At 75.0% G+C, this 26,112-nt stretch carries 24 protein-coding genes; 8 read left to right on the top strand and 16 right to left on the bottom strand.

Annotation, left to right across the window (positions count from 1 at the left end; translation table 11 throughout):
- Window positions 1-27: 27 nt before the first annotated feature.
- Entirely contained in the window at window positions 28-684 is a 657-nt protein-coding gene (locus ACFVTF_RS25420) for a transcriptional regulator (RefSeq protein WP_387816744.1), read from the top strand.
- Window positions 685-787: 103 nt separating this feature from the next.
- Here the strand turns inward: ACFVTF_RS25420 and ACFVTF_RS25415 are convergent, their stop codons facing one another.
- The gene (locus tag ACFVTF_RS25415; RefSeq protein ID WP_387816742.1) at window positions 788-1,321 is read right to left on the bottom strand and encodes a hypothetical protein; all 534 of its coding nucleotides are present in this window, start codon (window positions 1,319-1,321) and stop codon (window positions 788-790) included.
- Between the two features lie 271 nt (window positions 1,322-1,592).
- On the opposite strand from ACFVTF_RS25415, the gene ACFVTF_RS25410 reads away from it, so the two are divergent.
- On the top strand, window positions 1,593-2,768 hold the full coding sequence (locus ACFVTF_RS25410; protein WP_387816741.1) for a S1 family peptidase: 1,176 nt from the start codon (window positions 1,593-1,595) through the stop codon (window positions 2,766-2,768).
- A gap of 54 nt (window positions 2,769-2,822) precedes the next feature.
- Here ACFVTF_RS25410 and ACFVTF_RS25405 read toward each other — a convergent pair whose 3' ends face one another.
- The 4 genes from ACFVTF_RS25405 to ACFVTF_RS25390 all read right to left on the bottom strand — a co-directional run bounded on the left by ACFVTF_RS25405 (window position 2,823) and on the right by ACFVTF_RS25390 (window position 6,993).
- A complete protein-coding gene (locus ACFVTF_RS25405; protein WP_371522389.1) occupies window positions 2,823-4,031 on the bottom strand; it encodes an ROK family protein in 1,209 nt (402 codons plus the stop codon).
- Between the two features lie 209 nt (window positions 4,032-4,240).
- Window positions 4,241-5,092 carry an SDR family NAD(P)-dependent oxidoreductase gene (locus ACFVTF_RS25400; protein WP_387816739.1) on the bottom strand — a complete coding sequence of 284 codons (852 nt, stop codon included), beginning with the start codon at window positions 5,090-5,092 and terminating at the stop codon, window positions 4,241-4,243.
- 124 nt (window positions 5,093-5,216) lie between these two features.
- Window positions 5,217-6,512 carry a trans-sulfuration enzyme family protein gene (locus ACFVTF_RS25395; RefSeq protein WP_387816737.1) on the bottom strand — a complete coding sequence of 432 codons (1,296 nt, stop codon included), beginning with the start codon at window positions 6,510-6,512 and terminating at the stop codon, window positions 5,217-5,219.
- Between the two features lie 100 nt (window positions 6,513-6,612).
- Entirely contained in the window at window positions 6,613-6,993 is a 381-nt protein-coding gene (locus tag ACFVTF_RS25390; protein WP_387816735.1) for a hypothetical protein, read from the bottom strand.
- Window positions 6,994-7,212: 219 nt separating this feature from the next.
- On the opposite strand from ACFVTF_RS25390, the gene ACFVTF_RS25385 reads away from it, so the two are divergent.
- The gene (locus ACFVTF_RS25385; protein WP_387816734.1) at window positions 7,213-8,943 is read left to right on the top strand and encodes an LCP family protein; all 1,731 of its coding nucleotides are present in this window, start codon (window positions 7,213-7,215) and stop codon (window positions 8,941-8,943) included.
- Window positions 8,944-9,059: 116 nt separating this feature from the next.
- Here the strand turns inward: ACFVTF_RS25385 and ACFVTF_RS25380 are convergent, their stop codons facing one another.
- The 4 genes from ACFVTF_RS25380 to ACFVTF_RS25365 form a co-directional block, all read right to left on the bottom strand.
- Window positions 9,060-9,719, bottom strand: a complete 660-nt coding sequence (locus tag ACFVTF_RS25380; RefSeq protein ID WP_371522382.1) for a zinc ribbon domain-containing protein — start codon at window positions 9,717-9,719, stop codon at window positions 9,060-9,062.
- 242 nt (window positions 9,720-9,961) lie between these two features.
- Window positions 9,962-10,210 (bottom strand): hypothetical protein, encoded by a 249-nt coding sequence (locus ACFVTF_RS25375; protein ID WP_387816732.1) that lies wholly within the window; start codon window positions 10,208-10,210, stop codon window positions 9,962-9,964.
- 138 nt (window positions 10,211-10,348) lie between these two features.
- Window positions 10,349-11,371: a signal peptidase I gene (gene lepB, locus ACFVTF_RS25370; protein WP_387816730.1), complete on the bottom strand. Its 1,023-nt coding sequence runs from the start codon at window positions 11,369-11,371 to the stop codon at window positions 10,349-10,351.
- A gap of 68 nt (window positions 11,372-11,439) precedes the next feature.
- Entirely contained in the window at window positions 11,440-12,036 is a 597-nt protein-coding gene (locus ACFVTF_RS25365; RefSeq protein ID WP_063350727.1) for a helix-turn-helix domain-containing protein, read from the bottom strand.
- Window positions 12,037-12,131: 95 nt separating this feature from the next.
- On the opposite strand from ACFVTF_RS25365, the gene ACFVTF_RS25360 reads away from it, so the two are divergent.
- Complete coding sequence (locus ACFVTF_RS25360) at window positions 12,132-12,488, top strand: hypothetical protein (RefSeq protein WP_371522376.1); 357 nt, start codon at window positions 12,132-12,134, stop codon at window positions 12,486-12,488.
- Between the two features lie 66 nt (window positions 12,489-12,554).
- On the opposite strand, the gene ACFVTF_RS25355 is transcribed toward ACFVTF_RS25360, so the two are convergent.
- The 3 genes from ACFVTF_RS25355 to ACFVTF_RS25345 all read right to left on the bottom strand — a co-directional run bounded on the left by ACFVTF_RS25355 (window position 12,555) and on the right by ACFVTF_RS25345 (window position 16,950).
- Window positions 12,555-14,120 (bottom strand): hypothetical protein, encoded by a 1,566-nt coding sequence (locus ACFVTF_RS25355; RefSeq protein ID WP_387816727.1) that lies wholly within the window; start codon window positions 14,118-14,120, stop codon window positions 12,555-12,557.
- A 401-nt stretch (window positions 14,121-14,521) separates the two neighbouring features.
- Window positions 14,522-15,343 (bottom strand): SDR family NAD(P)-dependent oxidoreductase, encoded by an 822-nt coding sequence (locus tag ACFVTF_RS25350; protein ID WP_387816725.1) that lies wholly within the window; start codon window positions 15,341-15,343, stop codon window positions 14,522-14,524.
- Between the two features lie 437 nt (window positions 15,344-15,780).
- Window positions 15,781-16,950, bottom strand: a complete 1,170-nt coding sequence (locus ACFVTF_RS25345) for a magnesium and cobalt transport protein CorA (protein ID WP_387816723.1) — start codon at window positions 16,948-16,950, stop codon at window positions 15,781-15,783.
- A 458-nt stretch (window positions 16,951-17,408) separates the two neighbouring features.
- On the opposite strand from ACFVTF_RS25345, the gene ACFVTF_RS25340 reads away from it, so the two are divergent.
- Window positions 17,409-18,746, top strand: a complete 1,338-nt coding sequence (locus ACFVTF_RS25340; protein WP_387816722.1) for an FAD-dependent monooxygenase — start codon at window positions 17,409-17,411, stop codon at window positions 18,744-18,746.
- A 97-nt stretch (window positions 18,747-18,843) separates the two neighbouring features.
- Here the strand turns inward: ACFVTF_RS25340 and ACFVTF_RS25335 are convergent, their stop codons facing one another.
- Complete coding sequence (locus ACFVTF_RS25335) at window positions 18,844-19,767, bottom strand: RimK family alpha-L-glutamate ligase (protein WP_387816720.1); 924 nt, start codon at window positions 19,765-19,767, stop codon at window positions 18,844-18,846.
- Between the two features lie 231 nt (window positions 19,768-19,998).
- Between ACFVTF_RS25335 and ACFVTF_RS25330 the strand changes: the two genes are divergently transcribed.
- Window positions 19,999-21,600 carry an ABC-F family ATP-binding cassette domain-containing protein gene (locus tag ACFVTF_RS25330; RefSeq protein WP_387816719.1) on the top strand — a complete coding sequence of 534 codons (1,602 nt, stop codon included), beginning with the start codon at window positions 19,999-20,001 and terminating at the stop codon, window positions 21,598-21,600.
- Window positions 21,601-21,668: 68 nt separating this feature from the next.
- Here ACFVTF_RS25330 and ACFVTF_RS25325 read toward each other — a convergent pair whose 3' ends face one another.
- Complete coding sequence (locus tag ACFVTF_RS25325; protein WP_387816718.1) at window positions 21,669-22,535, bottom strand: methyltransferase domain-containing protein; 867 nt, start codon at window positions 22,533-22,535, stop codon at window positions 21,669-21,671.
- 183 nt (window positions 22,536-22,718) lie between these two features.
- Between ACFVTF_RS25325 and ACFVTF_RS25320 the strand changes: the two genes are divergently transcribed.
- Window positions 22,719-23,171 (top strand): hypothetical protein, encoded by a 453-nt coding sequence (locus ACFVTF_RS25320; RefSeq protein ID WP_387816716.1) that lies wholly within the window; start codon window positions 22,719-22,721, stop codon window positions 23,169-23,171.
- An 85-nt stretch (window positions 23,172-23,256) separates the two neighbouring features.
- Here the strand turns inward: ACFVTF_RS25320 and ACFVTF_RS25315 are convergent, their stop codons facing one another.
- Entirely contained in the window at window positions 23,257-24,375 is a 1,119-nt protein-coding gene (locus ACFVTF_RS25315) for a DUF6745 domain-containing protein (RefSeq protein WP_387816714.1), read from the bottom strand.
- A gap of 199 nt (window positions 24,376-24,574) precedes the next feature.
- Entirely contained in the window at window positions 24,575-24,901 is a 327-nt protein-coding gene (locus ACFVTF_RS25310) for a hypothetical protein (protein ID WP_063350717.1), read from the bottom strand.
- Window positions 24,902-25,102: 201 nt separating this feature from the next.
- Between ACFVTF_RS25310 and ACFVTF_RS25305 the strand changes: the two genes are divergently transcribed.
- Entirely contained in the window at window positions 25,103-26,059 is a 957-nt protein-coding gene (locus ACFVTF_RS25305; protein WP_387816712.1) for an STM4015 family protein, read from the top strand.
- The last annotated feature ends 53 nt before the right edge of the window (window positions 26,060-26,112 follow it).

Raw genomic sequence — 26,112 nt, 5'->3', positions numbered from 1 at the left:
GGACCGAACCGCACCACGGAGGCACCGGTGAACCACCCGATCCTCGACCAGATCCGCGACCTGCGCGCCGAGTTGGCGCCCGGCGACGCCGCCCCGGCACTCGTCACGGCGCTCGCCGACGGCACCGCGCCCCGCGCGGCCCTGGCCGAACTCGCCGCCCAGCAGCACCGGATCATCGCCTCCGACCGGCGCAGCCTGCTGCTGCTCGCCACCCGCAGCGCCGACCGCCCGTTGAGCGCCTGGTTCGCCACCCTCGCCGAGGGCGAGAGCGCCGCGCTGCGCACCCTGCCCGGCCTCGCCACCGCCTGCGGCCTCGGCCCGGACGAACTCGCCGCCCGGCCGCCACTGCCCGGCTGCCAGGCCTACCCGGCCTACTTCGCCTGGCTCGCGCTGAACGGCGAGCCCGCCGCCGCGGCCGCCGCGCTGGTCGCCAACTTCGCGGCCTGGGGCGGCTACTGCGCCGACATCGCCCAGGCCCTGCGCGGCCGCTACGGCTTCCCCGACCAGGCCTGCGCGTTCTTCGACTTCTTCGCCCAGCCCGCCGTCGCGCTCGAACAGCAGGCCGCCGACGCCCTCGGGCCGGATCCACTGGACGAGCCGACCCTGGCCGCAGCCCGCGAGTACGGCCGCCTGCTCCAGGCGTACGAGCACCTGTTCTGGGACACCCTCGGACAGCTCGACTAGGGTCCAGGGTCTCCCGGGTCACGCCGACGGGCCGAACGGGCCGAACGGGCCGAACGGGCGCGGGGGGCCGAGGCGTCCATCCCCCGCGCCCGTTCGGCCTCGCTCAGGCCTGCCAGTGCGGCTTGCCGCTGACCATCCGGCAGTAGATCATTCCCCCGTTGGCGTCATGGGTGCTCTTGCCGAGATCGGCGTTGCGGCAGAACTGCCCGGCCGCGTAGCAGTTCCCGGCGTTCGAGCGGAGCTCGCACTCCGCGCCGCCGGCCGCCGCGGTGTGCTGCGGCTCCGGGGCGGCCGGCGGCTGGGCCGTGGTGGTCTTCGGCTGCGGCGCCTTCGGGGTGGACGACGGCGCGTGGGTGCTGGGGGCCGCCGGGGCGGGGGCGGCCGGCGTGCTCGGCACGGGGTCGGACGCGGGCGGCGGCGTGCTGGCCGGGGGCGCGGCGGGCGGCGCCGCAGGCGGTGCGGCCGGCGGGGTCGACTGGGTGGTGGCGGCCGCCGGGGCGGTCACCGAGGGCGAGGCCTTGGCTCCGCCGTCGGCGGCCGACGGGTCGCAACCGGTCAGCGCCAGACCGACGGTGAGGACGAGTCCGGCGAAGCCGGCCAGGCCGGCCCGCCGACGCCCGCGTATGCGTGAAGGCATGGGTGGAGAACGCTCCGTTCCGTATGGGTGAGGTGTGTGATTCAAGCAGAGCCCGCACACGATCCGTGCACGGATCTCCCACTCGTTGGCAGATCGAGATCTGCCGGCTACCGAGCGTCGCCGCCCCCGGCCCGCCGTCACGCTGCGCCGAACCGTCGGCCGCCCCAACAGGGGTATAGCGCCGGAGCGCAGGGGAATTCAGCATGTTCCTGACACGTCCGGCGGATCGCTACCGTTCCGGCAACCCCCACGCCGAACGAGGAGTTCCCCCATGCTCCGTATCCGTGTGCTCGCGGTCGCCACCGCGCTCGCGGGCGTCGCCCTGACCGCCGCCCCCGCCGTCAGCGCGCCCGCTGACGACCCGTCCGTAGTCGCCGCCCTCGCTTCCCCCGCGGCCCGGACCGCCCCGGCCCCGTCCGCGCTGCTCCCCGCGCTCCAGCGCGACCTCGGACTCTCGCCGCAAGCCGCCGCCGACCGGCTGGCCGGGGAGAGCCGGGCCGCCCGGGTTCGGACCGCGCTCGCCGACGCCCTGGGCTCCCACTGGGCCGGGGCCTGGGTCGAGGGGCCGGACGCCACCCTGGTGGTCGCCACCACGGACGCCTCCGCCGCCCGGACGATCACCGCGCACGGCGGCCGGGCCACCGTCGTCCGCAACGCCCTGGCCGCCCTCGACCGGGCGAAGGCCACGCTCGACCGGGCGGCCCGGGCCGCCACACCCACGGCCACGCCGGTCTGGTCCGTGGACGTCCGCACCAACGCCGTCGTGGTCCGGTCCTCCGACGCCGTCCGGACCGAGGACTTCCTGCGCCGCTCCGGGGTGGACCGCGCGCTGGTCCGGGTCGAGCGGGCCACCGCCACGCCCCGGCCGCTGGCCGATCTGCACGGCGGCGACGCGTACTACATCGACAACGCCGCCCGCTGTTCGATCGGCTTCCCCGTCACCCAGAACGGCCGGCCCGGCTTCGTCAGCGCCGGCCACTGCGGGCAGCCCGGTTCCAACGCGACGGCCTCCGACGGCAGTTCGATCGGCACCTTCCAGGGCTCGACCTTCCCCGGCAACGACTACTCCTGGGTGCAGGCCGGCCCGGGCTGGACGGCGCAGCCGCAGGTGAACGACTACGCGGGCGGCGCGGTGACGGTCGCCGGCTCGACCGAGCAGCCCGTCGGGTCCTCGGTCTGCCGTTCCGGTTCCACGACCGGCTGGCACTGCGGCACCGTCGAGGAGGTCAACGCCACCGTCACCTACCAGGAGGGCAGCGTCTACGGCGTGACCCGCACCAGCGTGTGCGCCGAACCCGGCGACTCGGGCGGGTCGTTCATCTCCGGCAACCAGGCGCAGGGCGTCACCTCCGGCGGCTCCGGCGACTGCACCTCGGGCGGCGAGACCTACTTCCAGCCCGTCAACCCGATCCTGAGCGCCTACGGCCTCACCCTGGCCACCGGCTGAGCGCCTGACCGGCCGGGCGGCCGGGCGAGCCGTTCGCCGAGCCACCGGCCGCCGTTAGGGAAGCCCCGCCGTCCGGCGCTCGAACACCTCGGGGCGCGCGGTCTCCAGGGCCGTGGCGACCGCGCCGAGGAGGACCGCCTCCTCCCCCAGCAGGCTCGGCGCGAGCGTCGGACGCATCGGGGCGATCCGGTGCAGGGCCTGCTCCAGCGGTTCCAGGAGAAGGTCCGCGCTGTTGCCTATGCCGCCGCCGAGGACCACCAGGTCCGGGTCCAGCACGGCGGACAACACGGCTACGGCGTAGGCGAGTTGGCCGGCCTCGCGGTCGACGGCCCGGACCGCCGCCGGGTCGCCGGCCCGGGCCCGTTCGAAGACCTGCTTGGCCGTGGGCGCGCCGCTCAGCCCGAGATCCTGGGCGGTGCGCACCACGGCGTCCGCGGCCGCCTCCTGCTCGATGGTCGCCGGCGGCTCACCGGGGCGGGCGGGCAGCGGCACCAGGCCGATCTCGCCCAGCGCGCCGTGTGCGCCGAGCAGCAGTTCGCCGTCCTTGACCACGCCGACGCCCAGGCCGGTGCCGACCAGCAGGTAGGCGAACATCCGGCTGCCCCGGCCGGCGCCGAGGGTGTACTCGCCGAGCGCGGCCAGGTTCGCGTCGTTGGCGACGGTGACGGCCACCCCCAGGCCCTCCCCGATCCGGTCGAACAGACCGGGCCGGCCCCAGCCGGGCAGGCTGGTGGCGTAGCGCACGCCGCGCCGCTGCTCGTCCCACACGCCCGGGGTGCCGATCACCGCGTGCACGATGTCGTCGGCGGCCAGGCCCGCCTCGTCGATGGCCTCGTGGGCGGCGGCGACCACGGCGTCGGCGACGGCGTTCGCCGAGCGGCCCCGGTTGGCCACGTCGCGGCGGGCGACGACCGTCCCGGCGAGGTCCGCGACGGCGACCCGCAGCCTGGCCCGCCCGATGTCCACGCCGAGCACGTGCCCGGCGGTCGGGTCGACCTCGTACAGCACCGCGGTGCGGCCGCGCTCGGGGGCCAGCCGGCCGGCCTCGCGGACCAGCCCGGCCTGCTCCAGGGCGGCCAGGGCGGCGGACACGGTGGGCTTGGACAGGCCGGTGTCCCGGGCGAGTTGGGCGCGCGAGGAGCCGCCGCCGGTGCGCAGCAGTTCGAGCAGCAGCCATTCGTTGTTGCTGCGCAGCCGCTGCCGGTTCCACGGCACCGCCGGGGCCCCGGCCGCCGGGCGGTGGGTCGGCAGGTGGCTGCTCATCGGTTCCTCCGGTCTGGGTGGGACGGCTGGCGGGCTGGCTGCGCCGGGTGGTGCCGGCACGGCCCGCGGCGTCCGGTGTCGGGCGCCGCCGCCCAAGTATGACCGGTGATCATTCCGTTCCCACCCCGGCTGCCGGCTCCGCGCCGCGCCGGGCCGCCCCGACCGGGACCCTCGGGCCCGTCAGGCGTGTCGGACCCGGGCCGGACTCGTCAGACCACCCAGCCGCCCGTCATCCGCCGCACCGCCGAGCCGTCCAGGTCGGCCAGCTTGGTGCCGGCGAAGGCCCGGGCCGCCTCCGAGGTCTGCACCCGCAGCGGCGGCCGCTCGGCGGTGAGGGCCGCGACGATCGGGGCGGCCGCCTGCTCCGGGGTCTGGGCCTGGCCGAAGGCCTTCAGCGTGCGGTCGACGTAGGCCCGCAGGGCGGGGGCGTACGGGCCCGCCGCGGCGGTCAGCGCGGGCAGGTCGATGGCCTGGTTGCCGATGAACTCGCTGGCGACGGCGCCCGGTTCGACGACGGTGACGTGCACGCCGACGGTGGCGGCGACCGGCGCCAGCGACTCCATGAAGCCCTCGACGGCGAACTTGGCGGCGCAGTAGGCCTCGTTGAAGGGCTGTCCGACCACGCCGCCGACGCTGGTCACGGTGACGACCCGGCCGCCGGAGGCCCGCAGGTGCGGCAGTGCGGCCCGGGTGACCTCGACCACGCCGAAGAAGTTCACCTCCATGGCGGCCCGCACCGGCGCCGTCCCGTCCTGCTCGATCGTGCCGACGTGGCCGGCGCCCGCGTTGTTGACCACCGCGTCGAGCCGGCCGTGCCGGGCGAGGACGGTCGCCAGGCAGGCGGTGACGGAGGCCGGGTCGGTGACGTCCAGTTGCTCGACCTCGATCCGCCCGGCGACGCCCGCCTCGGCGGCGGCGCGCCGCAGGGCCTCGGCCCGTCCGGTGTCGCGCATGGTGGCGACGACGCCGCACCCGGCGCGGGCGGCGGCCACGACGGTGGCGAGGCCGATCCCGGAGGAGGTGCCGGTGATGAGGACGATCGGGGCGGCGTCGGTGTCCATGGAAGTCTCTCCTCGGATCTCCCCGGCTTCCCCGGGGAAAAGTGTGTGCGTGCGCACGCACCATACATTTAGGTGCACGCGCACGCAACCGGTCGACGGCCCGGCGGCGCCGGCCGGGCGGCCGTCACACCTTCGCCAGCGCGCCCTCCACGTCCGCCCACAGGTCCTCGGGGTGCTCGATGCCCACCGACACCCGCACCGTCCCCGGGCCGATCCCGGCGGCGGCCAACTCGACGTCGTCGAGCTGGCGGTGGGAGGTGCTGGCCGGGTGGAGCACGAGGGTGTGCACGCCGCCGAGGGAGGGGGCGAGGGCGGCCAGGCGGACGGACTCGGTGAAGGTGCGGGCCGCCTCACGGCCGCCGACGAGGTCGAAGGCCAGGACGCCGCCGTGGCCGTCGGGCAGGAGCCGGCGGGCGAGGTCGTGGTCGGGGTGCCCGGGCAGGCCCGGGTAGTGGACGGCCCCGACCGCGGGGTGGGCGGCGAGGCGGCCGGCCAGGTCGAGGGCGCTCTCGCAGTGCCGGCGGACCCTCAGGGCGAGGGTCTGGAGGCCGCGCAGGGTCAGCCAGGCGGCGAACGGGTCGGCGGCGGCGCCGAGTTCGATGGCGTAGTGCCACACCTTGCGGTGCAGTTCGGCGTCCGCGAGAACGGCGACGCCGACCAGGACGTCCGAGTGGCCGCCGAGGTACTTGGTCGCCGAGTGGATGACGACGTCCGCGCCGTACTCGATCGGCCGGCAGAGCAGCGGCGTCGCGAAGGTGTTGTCCACGACGCTGACCACCCCGGCCCGCTTGGCGACGCCGATCAGCCCGGGAAGGTCGGTGACCCTGGTGGTGGGGTTGGAGATGGTCTCCAGGTGCAGCAGCCGGGTGGTGGGCCGCAGGGCCGCCTCGACCTCGGCAGGGTCGTCGCCCCCGACGTGGGTGACCTCCACCCCCCAGCGGTCGGCGAGGTCGGCGAGCACGGCGAAGGTGCCGCCGTACAGGCTCCGCTGGGCGATCACGTGGTCGCCGGAGCGCAGCAGGGCGAGCAGGACGGTGTTGATCGCGCCCATGCCGGAGGCGGTGGCGATCGCACCGGCACCGCCCTCGAGGTCGGCCACCGCCGTCTCCAGCGAGCGGACGGTCGGGTTGCCGTAGCGGTTGTAGAAGAAGGCCCCGCCCGGGCCGCTGAAGGCCTGGGTGAGCGCGTCGCTGGTGTCGAAGGCGAAGAGGTGGCTCTGGTGCAGCGGCACGCCCATCGGGCGGCTGCCGGTGGTGTCCGCGAGGGGCGGGTGGACGATCCGGCTCTCGGGGCGCGCGTCGGGGGCCCGGTGTCCGTCCGGGATCCGGTGTCCGTCGGGGGTCAGCTGTCCGTCGGGGGCCTTCCGTCCGCCAGAAGCCTGCTGTCCGTCGGGGGCCCGGTGGCCGAGGTAGTCGCTCATGCCGCCCATCGTCGGGCCGGTCGCACGCCGCGCCCAGGGCCAATCGCGCCCGGGTGGCCCGCCCCGGTGCCGCTGCGGCGCCGGGGCGGGCCACCGCGACTCACTTGCGGCGGCCGAAGATCCGCTTCGCGGCGTAGACGATGCCGACGATCAGCAGCACGAAGAACAGGATGATCAGGATGACCACGACGATCAGGAACTTGCCGAGCTTGGCGAAGAAGCCCGACTTCTTCTTCTCGTCCTTGGCCGCGAGGTGGGCGGCCGGCGCGGTCTGACCGCTCCGGGTGCCGACGGAGACGGCCGGGCCCGCCGCCGGGGCGACCGGGCCGGAGCCGGTGACGGAAACGGTGGTGGCGGCGGCGGCCGCGACGGGCCGGGGTGCGGCCGTCGCCGTCGCGCTCGACGCCGCGGCGGTGAGGCCGACGGCGGCCAGCAGTGCCACCAGGGCGCCGGCTATCGAACGTGCGATCCGGTGAGTCATCGTGCTCCTCGTACGGTTTCTGAGCAGCGCAGAGGAGCCTGGCCGACCGGATCCGCTGGTCTGACCAGGTGGTTTTCTCATCTGCGCCTAGTATGCTCCACTGAGTTTCTACAGCGGTGTAAAAGTTTAGCGACGGGCCTGCCCGGATCGGCCCCGGCCCCGGCCACGCACGCCCGCCGGTCCGACGGGGGTTTCGTGGCAACTGTGGAGGATGACGACGTGTCTGGTCGCAGGGGTTCCCCCGGAGCCGGAAAATCGCCGCGCCGGGCAGCCGCCGGCCCGCCGGAGGGCCGCATACCCGACGGCCGCATACCCGAGGACCGCAGCGCGGAGGGCCGCACAGCGGACGGCGGCCAGGCAGGCCGGACCGGTCAGGCGGGCGGGGCCGGCCAGGCGGGCCGTACGAGCCGGGCGAAGCCGAAGGCCAAGCGCAGCACCAAGGAGAAGGTGCTCTGGGCGACGGCCGGCTGCACCGCCCTCCTCGTCCTCGGCGGCTGCGCCGTCTACTACCGCCTGAACAGCAACCTCACCACCTTCGACGGCGACGCCCTCAGCAAGGACCGGCCGGCCGCCGCGGCCCCGGACTCCCAGGGCCGCACCCCGGTCAACGTCCTGCTGATCGGCTCGGACAGCCGCGGCAACGGCAACAGCGACCTGGGCGGCGGCGGGGACGGCGGCGCCCGCTCGGACACCGCGATCCTGCTGCACGTCTACGCCGACCACAAGCACGCCGTCGGCATCTCCATCCCCCGCGACTCCCTGGTCACCATCCCGCCGTGCAAGCTCCCGAACGGCAAGTGGACCAAGGAGCAGACCAATGTGATGTTCAACAGCGCCTTCTCGGTGGGCGACAGCGACCAGGGCAACCCGGCCTGCACCCAGAACGCCGTCGAGAAGCTCACCAACCTGCGGGTCGACCACACCATCGTGGTGGACTTCAACGGCTTCGCCTCGATGACCAAGGCGGTCGGCGGTGTCGAGGTCTGCCTGCCGAACGACATCCACGAGGGCGACCTCAACCCGAACCTGGGCAAGAAGGGCAAGCTGGTCTTCCCCAAGGGCAAGCAGAAGGTGGAGGGCCAGTCCGCGCTCGACTTCGTCCGGGTGCGGCACGGCATCGGCGACGGCTCCGACATCGGCCGCACCAAGCGTCAGCAGGCCTTCCTCTCCTCGCTCATCAAGGAGGTCAAGTCCCGCGGCATGGACCCGACCACCCTGCTGCCGCTCGCCGACGCCGCGACCAAGTCGCTCACCGTCGACCCCGACCTCGGCTCGGCGGCCAAGCTGCTCTCCTTCGCCATGTCGCTCAAGGACGTCGACCTGCACGACGTCAAGTTCGTGACGGCGCCGTGGCGCTACGAGGGCCCGCGGGTCGCCCTGCTCCACCCCGACTCGGACCAGCTCTGGGCCGCGCTCAAGGCCGACCGCACCCTGGACGGCCAGGACGCCAGCGCCACCGCCGCGGACTCCGCCGCGCCGGGCACCCCCGCCGCCGAGGCCACCCCCAGTCCCACCGCCACCACCCCCGCGCCGGACGCCAAGGGCGGCGAGGCCAAGCCCGCCGACGTGAAGGTCGCCGTGCTCAACGGCACCGGTGCGACCGGGCTCGGCGGCAAGGCCGCGGAGGCCGTCAAGGGCGCCGGCTACACCGTGACCAGCGTCGGCAACGCGACCGGCAAGCCGCGCGCCACCACGGTCGTCGAGTACGGCGCGGGCGAGCGCGCCGCGGCCGACGCGGTCGCCAAGCTGTTCCCGGGTGCCACCGTCCAGGCCGGCGGCAAGGGCGTCAGCGTGGTGCTCGGCCACGACTTCGCCGCCGCCAATCCGGCCGGCGCCGCCGACCCGGCCGCCTCCGCGTCGCCCGGCGCCCCGGCCCCGGTGCCCAGCAGCGTCGCCAACGCCGCCCGGTCGGCCGACGACGACCCGTGCGCCAACGTGTCGTACGGCTGACCCGGACGGCACGCACGACGACGGCGAGGCGCCTGCGGATCCTGGTCCGGAGGCGCCCCGCCGTCGCGAGGTGCGCGAGGTGCGCTGGGCCTGCAAGGCCTACGAGGCCTGCGGGGTCAGCGCCTGGCGCCGCAGGACGGGCAGAACGCCGCGCCCTCCGGGATGTCCTGGTGGCACTGGCCGCACTGGGTCGGCTGGGCGAGCCGGTGGCCGCAGCCCGGGCAGAACGGCGTGCCGTGCGTCTCCGCCGAGCACTGCGGGCAGACGAGCTGGCGCGGCGTCCGCACGTCGAACTCGGCGCCGGACTGCTGGCCCTGCTGGTAGGAGCGGTCGGTCACCATGTCGTTGAGGCCGCGCCGCTGCGCCGCCATCGCCTCGGCCGCCGTGTCCGGGGCGCAGTTGTGGCACAGCCCCTGGCCCGGGTCGAAGCAGCGGCTGCAGACGTAGTAGGTGCAGCGGGCGCAACGGTTGAAGTGCACCTGGGCGTTGGTGATCGCGCGCTGGAAGGCGGCGTCGCGCGCGTTGCCCCAGGTGTGGCCGGCCAGGCCGTCGGCGGCGTTGCTGATGGTGTTGGCGTTGCCGCCGATGAGGTTCCAGGCGGCACTGACGCCCTTGCCGATCCAGCCCGCCACCTGGCCGGTGGTGAACGCCTCGAACGGCGAGCGCCAGGTGTCGGAGCAGCGGTGGCAGGAGAACTCGAACTGGAAGCCCGCGCCGGTGCCGTGCTGCTCGCACAGGTCGCGGTAGTTGCTGCTGAAGTAGATCTCGGAACTCACGTCGTCCCCGGTCGATGAGGTGGCATGTCGGCGGCCCCGGGCCCCCCAAGGTGCCGACACGGATGGGGCGGGTCACGGGGGCGCTGCACAGAATCGCACATGCCGTCATATTTTGTGAATCTCTTATGGACAACGCCTCGTGACCGCCGCACCGAGGGACGTCCGGACCCGTCGGTCCGGTTCCGATCATGCCGGTACCGGTCCGACCGGAACCACTCCGATCGAAACCGGCCGACGCCTCCTCAGAGCCCGGCGACCGGCAGCAGCAGGACCCGCGCCGGGTCGAACCGCTCCCAGCCGGCCGGCTGCCCGCTGCGGCTCACCCGCAACCGGCACCACTGCTGCCCGGCGGAGTCCTGCCACCAGCCGCTGATCCGCCCGGACGCCCAGGTGCCGTCGCCGAGGTCCACCTCGACCGGCTGGTACACCCACTGGACGTCCGGGTCCGCCGGCTCCCCGACGGCCACAGGACTGCGCCGACTCTCCACCACGGTTCCGCCTCCCGACCCGGCCCCGGCGCGCGGCCTCCCCGGTCGGGCGGCCACGCGACCAGGCGTGCAGCTCACCCCGGAAACTCTACAGGCGTGTAGAGGATGACGGGAGGAGTTCCGCCGAAGCCCTCACCCGGCTCAGCGGCGGCTCCGGCGCGCGCCACGGCGGCGGCGCCACAGGGCGAACGGCACGACGGCGGCCAGCCCGAGCGCGTCCGGCGCCGACGGCGCCTGCACCGGCGTGGCAGCCCCCGCGCCCGCGGCCGCGCTCGCCGGCACCTTGCCGAAGGTGTCCGGGACGGGAAGGGTGGACCAGTCGGTGAGCGGCCACGCGACGACGAACGCCCGGCCGATCACGTTCCCCACCGGCACGAAGCCGTCACCGGTCTCGTTGTGGTGCGGGCGGGAGTCCCGCGAGTTGTTGCGGTGGTCGCCCATCACCCAGAGCTTGCCCTTGGGGACGGTGACGGTGCCCACCGGGTCCTGGTCGCAGGGCGCCGAGCCGGGGAACAGGTACGGCTCGTCCAGCGCGACGCCGTTCACCTTCAACGGGCTGCCCGCCTTGCACTCGACGGTGTCCCCGCCGACCGCGATCACCCGCTTGATCAGGTCCTTCTCGTCCGCCGAGGGCATCAGGCCGACGGTGCTCAGCACCTTCTGGACCGAGCTCATCACCGAGCCGTCCGCGTGCGTCGGCACGCTCTCCAGCCAGCCGCCCGGATCACGGAAGACCACCACCTCGCCGCGCTCCGGCTCGGCGCCGAACCACGGCGTCAACTTGTCGACCAGCACCCGGTCGCCGATCGCCAGGGTCTGCTCCATCGAACCGGAGGGGATCGAGAAGGCCTGGACGAAGAAGGTCTTGATGCCGAGCGAGAGCAGCAGGGCGATCACCAGCAGAATCGGGAGCTCCTGCCAGAACGGGCGCTTCTTGCGCGCGCTCTTGGCGTCCGGCTCCGCACCGCCGGGCCCGTCGGCCCCACCGGTCGGACCGCTGCCGCCGCTGCCGTCGCCACCGCCGGAACCACCACCGGCCCGGCCGGATCCGCCGCCGGAGGACCCGAAGGCCCCCGCCGGGCCCGGGACTTCGGGCGCACCCACCGCACCGCGCTCCCCGGTTCCACCGCTCTCGCCGGACTCCGTGCTCTGCTGGACACTCATCTTCTCGGCCCCTCCCGACGGCCTGGCGGGAGACCGGAACGGAAAACCCCCGCTGTCAGGGAACGAACCTACCGAACGGAGGTTCCCGGGCGCGCCCTGACATGGATCCGCTCACCCTGAGGACCGAACAGGCTGAGGAACTCCACCGGCTGCGGCCCGGCGTTGCCGAAGGCGTGCGGAGTGCGGGTGTCGAACTCGGCGGCCTCACCGGCCGTCAGCACCAGGTCGTGCGAACCGAGCACCAACCGCAGCCGGCCGGACAGGACGTACAGCCACTCGTGGCCCTCGTGCACCTTCAGCTCCAACTCGGGCTCGGTGCCCCGGCCGGGCGGCATGATCTGCTTGAAGGCGTGCAGGCCGCCGAGGTGGCGGGTGAGCGGGATGATGGTCTGACCGTTCCTGGTCACCGGGCGGGGATGGACCCGGGGGTCGCCGGTGGCCGGGGCGCCGACCAGTTCGTCCAGCGGCACCCGGTACTCCCGGGCCAGCGGCAGCAGCAGTTCCAGGGTCGGCTTGCGCTGCCCGGACTCCAGCCGGGACAGCGTGCTGAGCGAGATCCCGGTGGCGGCGGCCAGTTTGGCGAGGGTGGTGCCGCGCTCGCGGCGCAGGGCGCGCAGCCGGGGGCCCACCGTGGTGAGGACGTTCTCGAAGTCTTCGTCGGCCATGCCTGCCATTCGCCGGGACGGCAAGGGTGTTTGTCAAACCGGCACACCGGTGCACGGGCGCGCGGGCGCGTCGGCGCGCCCTATGCTGTCCGGCCATGCGCATCCACCTCACCCGGGACAGCGTCGCGGCCGGCGACGACGCCGACGCCCCGCACGCCACCGCGCTCGCCCTCCCCGACGGCCTCGACCTGCCGGAGGCGCTCGCCGCCCTCGGACTCCCCCGGCCGTACCTGCCCCTGATCGGCGGCGGCCGCGCCGGCTGGATCCTGCGCACCGGCGACGGCACCCCGCTCGCCGTACTCGCCCAGCAGTGGCCGCGCGCCCGGCCGCTCCCGGGCGTCCGGGGCCCGCTCGCCCGCCTGGCCGGCCCGGACGGCGACGTCCGGCTGCACGCCGAGTACCGGCGCCAGCTGGACCCGGACGCCGAGTACGACCGGCTCGCCGCCGGCTGAGGCCGGCGCACCGGAGCCCGCCGGGGCTTGGCCGCCGCCAGCCCGGGGCGGGCCCGGTGGCTGCGGCTACCGGTACTCGCGCAGGCGCGGCCGGACGCCCAGCGCGGTGAGGGCGAGCGCCACCGCCAGCGCCCCTGCGGCCAGGGCCGCCGTGCCGGCGTCGAGGTCGCCGTCGGTCGCGGCGACCGCCGAGTCCATCGCCCTGGCGTTGACCGCGATGGTGTCCCCGATGGCCGTGCTCAGTTGGTCGAAGTCGTAGTTCGACTGCCCCTGGGAGAGGCCGGTGTTGAGCGTCACCGCCTCCTTGAGCCGGCCCTCGTCGCGCAGCGCGCGGATCTTCCGGTCGTCCTGCTGGTACTGCTGGAAGGCGGCCAGCACCCGCTCGGCGGCGTCCTGCTCGCCGGGGAAGGTGATGTTGTGCAGTTCGGTGCCGAGGTAGCCGCCGAAGGGGACTACCGCGTGGTCGGCGCGGTGCCGGTCGGCGGCGGCCGCCAGTTGGACGTTGTAGTCGGCGAGGGTGGCGCCGTCCAGGCGGGCGATCGTCTGGGTCTTGTCGAGGAAGCTCTGCTCGTAGGCGGCCGCGCGGGACGGGTCGGTGAGGTAGCGGCTCTCGTCGGCGTTCAGGTCGAAGGCGACGGCACGGGCGCGGCTGAGCGCGATCACCGAGTCGTAGGCGTTGCTCTTGGCGGTCACCAGGTGGTCGTCGGCGCGGCTGACCAGGTGCAGGCCGATCGCCAGCACGACGCCGGTGAGCAGCGTGACCGCGGTCAGCGCCGGGTTGACGACGCGGTGGTAGCGCACCGCCAGGACGCGCTGGAGCCCGAGCAGCGCGGCGAGCGCGAACAGGCCGACCGCGAGCAGCCACCACCAGCCGTTGCCGAGGGCGTCGCGGCGCTCGGTGTAGACCTGCTCGACGGTGGCCTCGTTGGCGGCGGTGACCTGGTCGGCGGCGGGCAGCAGTTGCTGGCGCAGCAGGTCGGTGGCCTGGCGGTAGGCGTCCAGGGCGGCGGGCGAGGGTTGGCCGGCCAGGGCCTTGGCCTGCTCCTCCAGCAGCTGGGCGCGGGCCACCAGGGCCTCGTAGCTGCCGAGCCGGCCGAGCACCTGCTGGACGGCGCGCTGGCCGGCCGGGTCGGCGGCCGCGGCCTGGGCGGCCTGCTGGAGGTCGCCGTCGGCCTGGGCGCGGCGCTGCTCGTAGGTGTCGAGGGTCTGCTTGCGCAGCGTCGTGTAGTCGGGGTCGGCGCCGACCAGCAGCAGGTTGGCGGCCTGGGCGTCCATGTCGCTGAGCGCGAAGTAGAGGTCGGCGGCGCGGGTGGCCTGCGGGGCGGCCCGGTGGCCGATGGTGTCGGTGCCGTCGCGGGCCCCGCCGAGGACGGTGGTGGCGGCCGCGCCGAGGCCGATCAGGGCGGCCAGGCTGAGCGCGGTGAGGCCGCGGACCAGGCGCGGGGTGGTCCAGTAGGCGCGGCCGCCGACCGTCCGCGCGCCGTGCCGGAGCCGGGCCAGGGCGCTCGGGCGGGACGTCGGGGCGGCCGGGGCCGGGGCCCTGGCTGGGGTTCGTTCCCCCGCCGGATCGGCTTCCGTCCCCGGGGCCGTCTCCCCCGTCGTGGCCGTCGTGCCCGCTGCCGAGGTGGTCATGGCCGCACGTTCCTCTCCCCCGTCGCACGGTCCGCCGGGGTTTCCTGCTGAAACCGGAGCAGAACCGTTTCTCTCCGCCGGGCGACGCTAGTGCCGCGCCACCTGCGGGAAGCCGCCCCCTGACGGCTCCTTGACGCCGCCGGGCGCCGTTCTTGACGCATCCTTAGCGAGCGTCTCCGGCGCCCGGCGGTGTCCGCCGGTTCGCGGTGGTCCTCAGCGGTTCTCGGCGGTTCTCGGCGGTGGTGAGTGGTGATGGGTGGTGGCGGCGGGTGCCAGCCTGCGGTGGTGGGCGGGTCAGCCCTGCCCGGCCCGGCGGCCGCGGTTCGCCGTGTTCTTCCGCCGGGCCCTCTTCTTGCGGGCGCGCTTGGACATCGTGTGCTCTCCGATTCCGGGGAAGGGCTTCAGGCGGCCTGGCCGACCAACTGGTCCGCCAGCTTGACCAGGCGCTTCAGCGAGCGCTCCTCCTGGGCGGCCTGCGCCACCGGTGCCACCGAACCGCCGTCGTAGTAGGCGCCGTTGGCGACCGCGACGTCCGGCAGGCAGAGCCGGACGACGGCCGCCGCGCCCTCCGCCGCCGGCGCGCCGGCCCGCCCGTACAGCGGCAGCAGCGCCGTGTCGCACAGGCCCGGGTTGAGGCTGACGGCGGTGATGCCGGAGCCGGCCGGGGCCATGTCGGCGGTCGCCATGGTGAGCGCGAGCTGCGACTGCGCGTACGCGGCCACCCGCGAGTACCTCTTCACCCGGTGCGGGTCCGACCAGTTCATCGACGCCGTCCGGTGCAGCGAGGACGAGACGTTGACGATCCGGGCGTCGCCGGACGCCGAGAGCGGCGCCCGCAGCAGCCTGGCCAGCAGGTGCGCGGCCAGGAAGTTGACCTGCAGCGAGACCTCGTTGCCGTCGTCGGTCAGCGTGCAGCGCTCGGGCGCCATCGCGGCGGCGTTGTTGACCAGCAGGTCCAGCGCCGGGTAGTGCTTGACGACCGTGCCGGCCAGCGCCGCGACCTCCGAGAGGCGGGTGAAGTCGGCGGCCAGCTCGACGAGTTGGTCCCGGCGGGCGCCAGCGTCGACCAGCCGGGCGACGGCCGCCTCGGCCTCCGGGGTGGTCCGGGCGTGCACCAGCACGGTGGCGCCCAGCCCGGCGAGCAGCCGGGCGGTCTCCCAGCCGATGCCGGAGGAGGCGCCGGTGACGAGGGCGGTACGAGCGGACAGGGCGGATTCGGACATGACCGTTCCCAGGGTGCGGGGCACCGCCGGCCCTGTCCGGGCCGGGGTGCGGGCTCAAAAGACCTGATGAGATGCGGAACTCGCGCGCCCGCCCGCACCCCGCGCCGATCGGGCGACGGGGCGGGGCGCGGCACGTGCCGTGCCCTCCGGCGGGGAGGCTCGGATCAGCGCACGGCGATGGCGGCCGCGGCGACGCGGACCGGCGGCCGCGGATGCGGCGGGCGGTCGTGGTGGCGTGCCGGGCGGTTCATGCTCCTCATCCAACCGGCGGGCGCGGACCGGGGCAAGCGCCGCGCCGCCGCCCTGACGAATCCCTGACGCCGGGCGAACAGCCGTGCGGTCGGCGCCGGTTGCGGCGGCCGGTCAGTGCTGCCCGCGCGGGGCCGCGCCGGCTTGCGGCGGCACGGCGGAGCCGGTCGGGGCGCCGCGCCCCGCCGTCAGAGCCAGTTGCGGCGCTTGAAGACCACGTACAGCCCGGTGCAGACCAGCGCCATCAGCCCGATCGCGAACGGGTAGCCGAACGCCCACTTGAGCTCCGGCATGATCTCGAAGTTCATCCCGTAGACGGTGCCGATCAGCGTCGGCGCGAAGAGGATCGCCGCCCAGGAGGAGATCTTCTTGATCTCGTCGTTCTGCACGTGCCCGGCCTCGGCGAGCTGCTTCATCTCCTCGTTCTGCCGCTGCGAGACCAGCGTCGCGTTCACGGTCAGGATGTTCTGCAGCATCTGCCGGAAGCCGTCCACCCGCTCGGCGGCGTAGGTGGCGTGGTCGGCGACGTCGCGCAGGTAGCGCTGCAGCTCGTCGTCGGTGCCGTACTTGCCGAAGCCCGCCTCCAGGCTCCTCATGATCTCCAGCAGCGGCCGGGTGGCCCGCTGGAGCTCGATCACCTCGCGGGACAGCTCGTAGATGCGCCGGGAGACCTGCGGGTCGCCGCCGAACACCTCCGTCTCGATCTCGTCGATGTCGTGCTGGAGCCCGGCGATCACCGGCGCGTAGCCGTCCACCACGGCGTCCAGCACCGCGTACAGCACCGCCTCCGGGCCGAGCGCGAGCAGGTCCGGATCCGTCTCCAGGCGGCGGCGCACCGCGGAGAGGTCCGGCGCCTGGGAGTGGCGGACGGTGAGCACGAAGTCGGGGCCCACGAAGAGGTGGATCTCGCCGAAGTCGACCTCCTCCGCCTCGTCCAGGTAGCGCGCGGCGCGCAGCACCACGAACAGCGTGTCGCCGTAGCGCTCCAGCTTCGGCCGCTGGTGGGCGACGATGGCGTCCTCGACGGCCAGTTCGTGCAGGTTGAACCGGTCCGCCGCCTCCAGCAGCTGCGCCTCGGCCGGGCGGTACAGGCCGATCCAGGCCATCGCGCCGGGCCGGTCGGGCAGTTCGCGGTAGATGTCGGCGAGGTTCGCCGGTGCGTCGATCCGCCGCCCGTCCCGGTAGACCGCCGCGTCCACCACGGAGCGCTCCAGGGTGACCGGCTCGACGGGCTGGTCGGGCCGCGGATCCATCGAGTGCTCCGGCGCCGGCTGCGCGTCGGCGGGGCCGGCGCCCCCGGCGGGGCGGGAGAACGGACGCTTGCTCGCGCGCACGGCGCGCACACGCCAGTCGGACATGGCGGATACCTCCACGGTGGGTGCCCGGCCACCGTCCGGGGACGGCGGGCCGGAGGCGCCCGGCCGGCCACCACGCGCACGGCGCGACCGGCGGCACCTCGTCCAGTGACGAGGTCAGCGCCGCGCGGGAGCCGTACGGGAGGAGGAACGCCGGGGGCCGCGAATGGTGCGGGACAACCGGGGGCGGGGCCGACTTCGACCCGGACTACTGCACTCCACGGCTCTCACCTCCTCGGCTCCGCGCGCCCGCGCACCGAAAGGGGGGCCTGCACAACTCCCGCCGAGTGTAGTACCCGCTCCCGGGTGCCTCCCACCGCCCGCCCCCGGGGGCCCGCGCGGCAGCATTCCGGGCCGGTCGTGCGCCCGGCGCGTTCGGGCACCAACGGCCGCCCGCACCCTGCCCGTTCATCCCGTCGATACGGCTACAGGACTGGCACCGTCCGACTACGCTACGTGTCATGACTTCTTCACAGACGCCCCCCGGGCGGGGCACGGCGGTGGTGATCGGCGGCGGGCTGGCCGGCACGGTGGCGGCCTGGGCCCTGCGCGGGTTCGCCGAGCGGATCGTGGTGGTGGAGCGGGACCGCTACCCGGCGGAGCCCACGTTCCGGGCCGGGGTGCCGCAGGGCCGGCACGCGCACCTGGTGCTGGAGGCCGGGCACCGGGCGCTGGAGGAGATGATGCCCGGCATCAAGAAGGAGCTCACGGAGGCGGGCGCGGTGCGGGTCGCCGTCTCGGGCGATCTGAAGTGGCTCAGCTCGGCGGGGTGGATGGCGCAGTACCCGGCGCAGCTCGCCTTCCTCTCCTGCACCCGGCCGGTGCTGGACAAGGCGGTGCTGGACCGGGTCCGCGCCGATCCCACGATCGAGTTCCTGGAGGGCGCCGACGTGGTCGGCCTGCTCGGGTCGGCCCGCGCGGTGACCGGCGTCAAGGTCCGCGACCGCGGGCCCGAGCGCGGCGAAGTCCGGGAGATACCGGCCGAGTTGGTGGTGGACGCGGCCGGCCGCGCGACCTCGGTGCCGGACTGGCTGGCGGAGCTGGGCCACCCGCCGGTGCCCGAGGAGCGGGTGGACGCGGGCGTCGCGTACTCCTCCCGGCTGTTCCACCGCCCGGCCGGCGTCGACATCGGCCACAAGGCGATCTACCTGCAGACCAAGGCACCCGACGCGCCCCACCTGGGGGTGCTGCTGCCGGTCGAGGGCGACCGCTGGATCGTCAGCGTCGCCGGCATGCGCGGGGCCGAACCCGAGCCCGGCGAAGCCGGGTTCACCCAGCAGCTGGCCCGGCTGCGCGACCCGAGCATCCGCGAGGCGCTCCAGCAGGCCGAGCCGGCCGGCGAGGTGCGCGGCTTCGTGCCCGGCCCCGGCATCCGGCGGCACTACGAACGCAGCGCCCCGGACGGCCTGGTGGTGGTCGGCGACGCCGCCAGCACCTTCAACCCGGTGTACGGGCAGGGCGTCACCGTCGCCCTGTTCTGCGCCCGGGAGCTGCGCCGCACCGCCCTGCGCCACGGCGGCATCGGCCACGCCACGGCCCGGGACGCCCGGCGCGCGATCGCGGCCGTCTCCAAGAACCCGTGGGTGATGTCCTGCACCGAGGACGTCCGCTTCGCCGCCACCACCGGCGGCCCCTCCGGCGCCCTGCTCGCACTCCAGCACCGCTTCCTCGACAAGGTGCTGGCCGGCGCCGCCCGCGACCCGGCGGTCACCGCCGCGTTCCACGAGGTGATGTCGCTGGTCTCCCCGCCGACGCTGCTGTTCCGCCCGTCGCTCCTCGCCGCCATCCTGCGGAGCTGACCAGCCGGGGGCGCCCTCGGGTGAGGAGAACCGACCTGCTCCGCGACCGCTGCCGACCAGGGGCGCGCCCGGCCCGCCGCGCGCCCGGCCGGAACCGTCAGACGGGGTCCAGGTGCGCGGCCACGTACGGCACGGCGACCTGCTCCAGGGCGCCGCGGCCGAACGCCGGGTGGACGTTGACCTCGAAGACCACGCCGCCGCTCTCGGCGGCGAGGTCGACACCGGCCAGCGGCAGGCCGAGGCAGGCGACCGCGCGGATCGCCAGGTCCGCGAGCCCCCGGGGCAGTTCGGCGGTGGCGAGCGGGGCGGAGACGGCGCCGCGGCTCTCGTTGCAGGGGGCATCCGGATCCGCCTGCACGTGTTCGACGACCCGGACCACCCGGCCGTCGAGCACCACCACCCGGTACTGGTGGCGGCGGCCGTCCGGGGTGAAGTTGCGGGCGTCCCGGGCGATCAGCCAGTCCGCCCCGTCGCGCTCGTAGTGCCGTGCGGCGGAGGCGAGTTGGGCGTGGGTGGTGACGTGGAAGACGTCGTCGCCGCCCATCCCGACGCAGGGCCGGGCCCAGACGTCGCCGCCGAGCCGGTCGAAGGCCTCGGCGGCGGCCCGCGGGCTCGGCCGGGACAGCGAGACGGTCGGCATGTGCGCGACGCCGTCGCGGGTGAAGCGGGCCACCGTGAGGTCCTTCTCGGTGGCCGACCGCCAGGCCTGCACATCGGTGCCGAGCGAGCGGGCGCCGTGCGCGCCCAGCAGCCGCTGGAAGGGCGCGAAGTCGCGGCGCCGGTGCGGCGGGATCTCGTAGACCACGACGGCGTCGGCCGCCACGCTGCGGCCGTCCACCTCCAGGCGCAGCCCGCCCTCGCCGTCGGGGCGGATCCGGCCGCCCCCGCCGGTCATGAAGTGCCGGGCGTCGAACAGCACGGGCGCCCGGCCGGTGAGGGCCCTGGCGGCGGCGACGAGGACGTCCCGGCTTCCTTCGGTCGAACTGTGATCAGTCAGGAGAACGAGCTCACGTCGACCCATGCGGGTCATGGAAGCGCGGGGCCCGCGCCCCGACAAGGGGGCCCCACGAGCCAACACCCGCCCCACTGGCCGAAACCCGCGCGGGCGCAGTGCGCTCCCCCCGGTAATTCGGATGCGGACGCTCCACCCGCCCCGCTACCCTGGGCCGCATGTCTACGCCCCGAATTTCCTAGCCGACGGACCGCCTCCACACCACCCGTGTGTCCGTTCGCTGTTTCGGAGCGTTATCCCATGATCACCACCCGTGGTGTCGACCTGCGCGTCGGCGCCCGCCTGCTGCTGTCCGACATCACCGTCCACATCGCCCCCGGCGACCGGATCGGCCTGGTCGGCCGCAACGGCGCCGGCAAGACGACCCTGCTCGCCACCCTCGCCGGACAACTGCCGCCCGCCGCCGGGACGGTCACCCGCACCGGCCCCGTCGGCTACCTCCCGCAGGACTCCCGCGCCGCCGACCCGTCCGCCACCGTCACCGACCGCATCCTGTCCGCCCGCGGCCTGGCCACCGCCGTCCGCGCGCTGCGCGCCGCCGAGGAGGCGATGGCGCAGGCCGACGGACCGCAGGACCAGCGCCGGGCCATGGACGCCTACACCCGCGCCGAGGCCGAGTTCCAGTCCCGGGGCGGCTACGCGGCCGAGGCCGAGGCCGCCCGCGTCGCGGCCGGCCTCGGACTGCCCGCCCGGGTCATGGACACCCCGGTCGGCACCCTCTCCGGCGGCCAGCGCCGCCGGGTCGAGCTGGCCCGGATCCTCTTCGCCGACCACGGCACCCTGCTGCTCGACGAACCCACCAACCACCTCGACGCCGACTCCGTCGCCTGGCTGCGCGGCTTCCTCGCGGCCCACCAGGGCGGGCTGGTCCTGATCAGCCACGACCTCGGCCTGCTCGCCGACACCGTCAACCGGGTCTTCCACCTCGACCCGCAGCGCGCCGCGATCGACGTCCACAACACCGGCTGGCGGGCCTACCTCGACCAGCGCGCCGCCGACGAACGCCGCCGCACCCGGGAGCGGGCCAACGCCGAACGCAAGGCCGCCGCCCTGCACGCCCAGGCCGACCGGATGCGGGCCAACGTCGCCACCGCCACCAGCGCCCGCAGCATGGCCCGCCGCGCCGACCGGATGCTCGCCGACCTCGAACCCGCCCGGCAGGCCGAACGGACGGCCCGGATCCGGCTGCCCGAACCCGCCCCCTGCGGCCGGATGCCGCTCGGCGCGATCAGCCTCGCCAAGGCCTACGCCGGCCGCCCGGTGCTCACCGGCCTCGACCTGGCCGTCGACCGGGGCAGCCGGATGGTCGTGCTCGGCCTGAACGGCGCCGGCAAGACCACGCTGCTGCGCATCCTGGCCGGCCACGAGAGCCCCGACACCGGGCGGGTGGTGCCCGGCCCGGGCCTGCGGCTCGGCTACTTCGCGCAGGAGCACGACACCCTCGACCCGGCGCGCAGCGTCCGCGACAACCTCGCCCAGGCCGCGCCCCACCTGAGCGACGGCGAGCTGCGGCACGTCCTCGGCGCGTTCCTGTTCCGCGGCGACGACGCCGACAAGTCGGCCGGGGTCCTCTCCGGCGGTGAGAAGACCCGGCTGGCGCTGGCCGGCCTGGTCCACTCCGGCGCCAACGTCCTGCTGCTCGACGAGCCCACCAACAACCTCGACCCGGCCTCCCGGGCGGAGGTGCTGGCGGCGGTCGGCACCTACCCGGGCGCGATCGTGATGGTCACCCACGACCCGGGTGCCATCGAGGCCCTGCGGCCCGACCGCGTCCTGCTCCTCCCGGACGGCGACGAGGACCTGTGGCACGACTCCTACCTGGACCTGGTCGCCCTGGCGTGAGCGGCGCCGTGTGACGTCGTCGCGTGACGTCGTCGCGTGACGGTGCCGTCAGCCGGGCCTGAACCGTCCTACGGCTTGCGCGCCTCGATCAGGAAGCGCGCGGAGTGGGCGACGAACGGCCCCTCCGCCCGGATCAGGGCGTCCAGTTCGCGCAGCCGGTCCCGGTGGGCCGCCACGGTGAAGCCCGGGACCATCCAGATCACCTTGCGCAGGAAGTACACCACCGCGCCGATGTCGAGGAACTCCATCCGGAGCCGCTCGGAGCGCAGGTCCTCCACCTCCAGCCCGGCGTCCCGCGCGGCGGCGCGCTCGTCCTCCGGGCGGCGGGCCCGGCGTGCCTCGGGCTGCGGGCCGAGGAAGTACTCGACCAGTTCGAAGCCGGACGCCGGCCCCACGTGCTGGGCGCAGTAGGTGCCGCCGGGCCGCAGCACCCGGGCGATCTCCGACCACCAGGCCTTCACCGGATGACGGCTGGTGACCAGGTCGAAGGCCCCGTCGCCGAACGGCAGCGGCGGCTCGTCCTGGTCCGCGACCACCACCACGCCCAGCGGGTGCAGCAGGCCGGTGGCGCGCGCGACGTTCGGCGGCCAGGACTCGGTGGCCGCCATGGTGGCCGGAAGCGCTCCGCGCTGCGCGGCGGCGGGCATGCCGGGGGCGGGCATGCCGGGGGCGGGCATGCCGGGGGCGGACTGTCCTGCGACAGGCTGTCCTGTGACGGGCTTCGCAGCGGCGAGCCGGGCCGCGCCGGCCAGCACCTCGCCGCCGCCCGTCTGGATGTCCAAGGCCGCCGAGGCCCGGCCCAGCCGCTCGGCCAGCAACCGCTGGTAGCCCCAGGACGGCCGTTCCTCGGTGGCGCGGCCGGAGAGCCAGGAGAAGTCCCAGCCGTCCACGGACACCGCCTCGGCCTCGGCGATCAGCTCTTCGAAGGTGCGCATACCGGCATCATCCCGGTGGCCCGCCTGCCCGGCTAACCGCTTCACCCTCCGGGTCGCCTCGCAGACCGCCATCCATCGCTCCACCTCCTGGGCCCTCACCCAGTCCCGGCTCACCACCCTCGCCCCCTGATCCCGGCCGGCCCCGACGACTGCACGATCCGCACCGGCCGGGACAATTCCGGGGTGCTGTTGACATGGATCGCCGAAATAGCGGACGAACCGCTGATACTGGAGCCGAGCGACCGGCGGGTCGAGTGGCGGACCAACACCTGGTACCTGAGCGCGGAGGACGAGGACAGGTGGTCCCTGTCCGTGACCGAGGTGGTCGCCGCCTTCGAACGGACCGCTCAGGCCATCCGGCTCCGTATCCATGCGCTGGGCTTCGCCGGGGTGGCGACCTTCTACGTGTGGCACGACGAACAGGCCGACCAACTCCGCTGCTCCACCGGCTCGGTGGCCGTCGACGAACTTCCGTTCGGCGGCAGCTACCTGCCCTCCGACGACCTCGCTCCGGTCGTCGAGGGCTTCCTGAGCGACCGACGGCCAGCCGGGACCAACCCGTCGGACCAGACCGCGCCCGATGCCATGCCTCCCTTCCCCGTCTGGGTCCGCGACGTCGGACCGGCCTCACGCTGACCTGTCCCGCAGCCCGCCGAGGGCGGCGTCGAGCGCGGCCGGCCGGGATTCGCGGCTCAGCGGCCTGTGCCGGGGGCCGGGCCGGTCAGGTCTCGCGCTGCGGGTGGTACTCGGACTCGGGTATGCCGAAGGTCCAGGCGACCCCGGCGCGGGCGGTGCGGGTGCTCGGCGGGACGCGCAACCAGTAGGTGCGGAAGGTGCCGTCGGGCTCGGCGGTCGAGTTGACGACCTCGACCATGACCACCGGTTCGTCGTCGGGCAGGGTGATCCGCCAGAGCACCCCGGTCTCGTCGCGGTGGATGGGCTCGGCGCCGGAGTCGGCCAGGTAGCGCTCGTAGCCGTAGTGCTCCAGCAGGACGCGGCGCAGTTCGGCGTTCTCCTCGGTGCGGATCCGCTCGACGGTGACGTCGGCCAGCCCGGCCAGGAACTCGGCGGGCACGGGCATGCCGCGCCAGGCGTGCAGGGCGAAACCGTCGGCGTACTCCAGGGCGGGGCCGTCCGCCCGGTCGAGGCGCCCGGCCTCGTCGCGGTGCAGCGCGACGGGGCGCTCGCTGACCAGCACGACGTCCTGGTACGGCCACCACCAGCCGGCCTCGCGGGCCACCCCGGCGAGCGGCGCGACGGCCTCGGCGCTGCCCCCGGCCGCGGTGGAGGCGGCCTCGAAGGCGGCGAACCAGGGAGCGTCGTGCTGGCCGCGCACGGCGTCGAGCAGGGCGAGCCGGACGGTGGTGCGCCGGGCGCGGGCGGCGGCGGCCTCGTCGTCCGAGGCCTCCTCACGGTCGGCCTCGGGGGCGAGCCGGTCGAGGACCGCCGTGCGGATGCGATCGGCGAGCGGGGTGGTGACCGGGCCGAGCTCGCCGCCGGTGAGTGCCCAGTGCGCCGCCCACCCGGCCGCGCCGACCTCCTCGACGGCCCGCCGCCGGGCCTGCTCCCAGGGCCCGGTGCGCACGGCCTCGCGCACGCTCACCGCGCCGGCGGCCCGCAGCTGCAACGCCGCCTCGGCGGCGGCGAACGGCGAGCCGAACCAGCGGACGGCCGTGGGCTCGGGCAGCCCGGCCGCCCGGTAGGCGGCCCGGACCGCGTGCTCGGCCGCCGAGCGGTCGGCCGGCCCGGTGGCCGCCGCAGCGGCCCGCCAGCGGGCCGTCACCTCGGCGGGCCCGGCCGTCACCGCGCCCGCCGGGCGGTCGGGAATCGTCGTCTCCATCGTCTGCTCCGTTCCCGGCCGGGCTCCCCGCCCGGCCGCCTGCTTCCGTTCCGTTCGACACTGCGCGTACCACGCTGCACATTCCGCGTTGCACGCCGCGCCCGCCCACCCGTGCACGCGCCGCCTGCCGTCGCCCGACGCCGGGCCACCCGCCCGGCTGCCGGTCCGTCAGCCGTCGGCCCGCTCGTCGGGCCCCGCGTCAGTCCGCGACCACCCGCACTGCGCCCGGGGTGTACTCGCGCTGGCGCACCACCCGGTACCAGCTCTTCGGCAGCGGTATCGCCGCATGCTCCTCGTGCACCACCCGGCCGCCCTCGGGCAGGTGCAGCCAGCCCGCGCCGAACGGACCGGCCTCCCGGCGCAGTTCCCCGGGACCGACCACGGCGTGCGCGTGGCCGGTGACCTCCCCGAGGGCCAGCACCATCCGGCCCCGGCCGTCCCGGGGCTGGACGGCCAGCGCGGCCACCCTGGGCGGCACGGCGCCCTCCTCGACCGGCACGATCAGCACATCGCCCTGGCGGTACATCAGTCCTCCCTCGCCGTACGACCGGATTCCGGCGACTTCCGGAATCCCGGGCTCCGCCGCGCTGTTCGCGGTCACGTTCCGGAGCCACGACCAGAACGTAGACCAAGGGTCTGACAACGCGCCCGGCCCGCCACCCGGCCACCGGATTGTCGGACCCGACTGGTAGACACGTGTTCGGCCCCGACCCCTGAGGAGCAGCGCATGACCGTCAACCACCACATCGAGCAGTTCCACGGTCTCCCGGTCTTCGACTTCGTCCAGGCCCTGGACGAGGCCGCCGACGCCGGCGACGCGGCAGCCATGACCCTGCCGGAGCCGGCGGCGGCCGCCTGGCGTATCGGCCTGCACTACGACTCCGAGGAGGCCTTCACCAAGCGCTGGCGGCAGTTCCTCGACACGGTCGACACCGAGCGCGTGACAGCCGTGGTGATCGGCCCGTGGTTCTCCGACGAGCCGGAGCAACTCGACGCCGCCCTGGCCGCGATCGTCGAGGCGGCGGGCCGGCTGCCCGCGCTGCGAGGGCTCTTCGTCGGCGACGTCACGTACGAGGAGAGCGAGATCTCCTGGTTGGAGATGTGCGACGTCACCCCGCTGCTGACGGCCTACCCCGAGCTGACCGAGTTGGTGGTGCGCGGCGGCAACGACTTGAAGCTGACACCCGTGCGCCACGAGGCGCTGCGAGCGCTGCGCTTCGAGGCCGGCGGCCTGCCGGCCTCGGTGGTGCGGGCGGTGGCCGGCTGCGACTTCCCCGTCCTGGAGCGGCTCGAACTCTGGCTCGGCGTCGACAACTACGGTGGCGACGCCACGCTGAACGACCTCGCCCCCTTCCTGGACGGCACGCGCTTCCCCGCAGTGCGCCATCTGGGCCTGCAGAACAGCGAGTTCGAGGACGCCATCGCGGCCGCCGTGGCGCACGCGCCGGTGGTGGCCCGGCTGGAGTCGCTCAGCCTCGCCATGGGCGTGCTGACCGACCAGGGCGCCACCGCCCTGCTGGAGGGCCAGCCCCTCACCCACCTGCGCGCCCTCGACCTGCACCACCACTTCCTCACCGGGGAGGTGCAGCAGCGCCTCACCGAGGCCCTGCCGGGCGTCGAGCTCGACCTCTCCGAGGCCGGAAAGCCCGACGACCGGTGGCGCTACGTCGCCGTGGCCGAGTAGCCGTCACCGACCGCGCGCGCCCGACGCCGCCGCACCGCCGCACCGCCGCACCG

Origin of the sequence: Kitasatospora sp. NPDC057940, from assembly GCF_042887425.1 — a bacterium.
Taxonomy (GTDB): domain Bacteria; phylum Actinomycetota; class Actinomycetes; order Streptomycetales; family Streptomycetaceae; genus Kitasatospora.
This window is presented reverse-complemented; position numbering and strand designations above follow the sequence as displayed.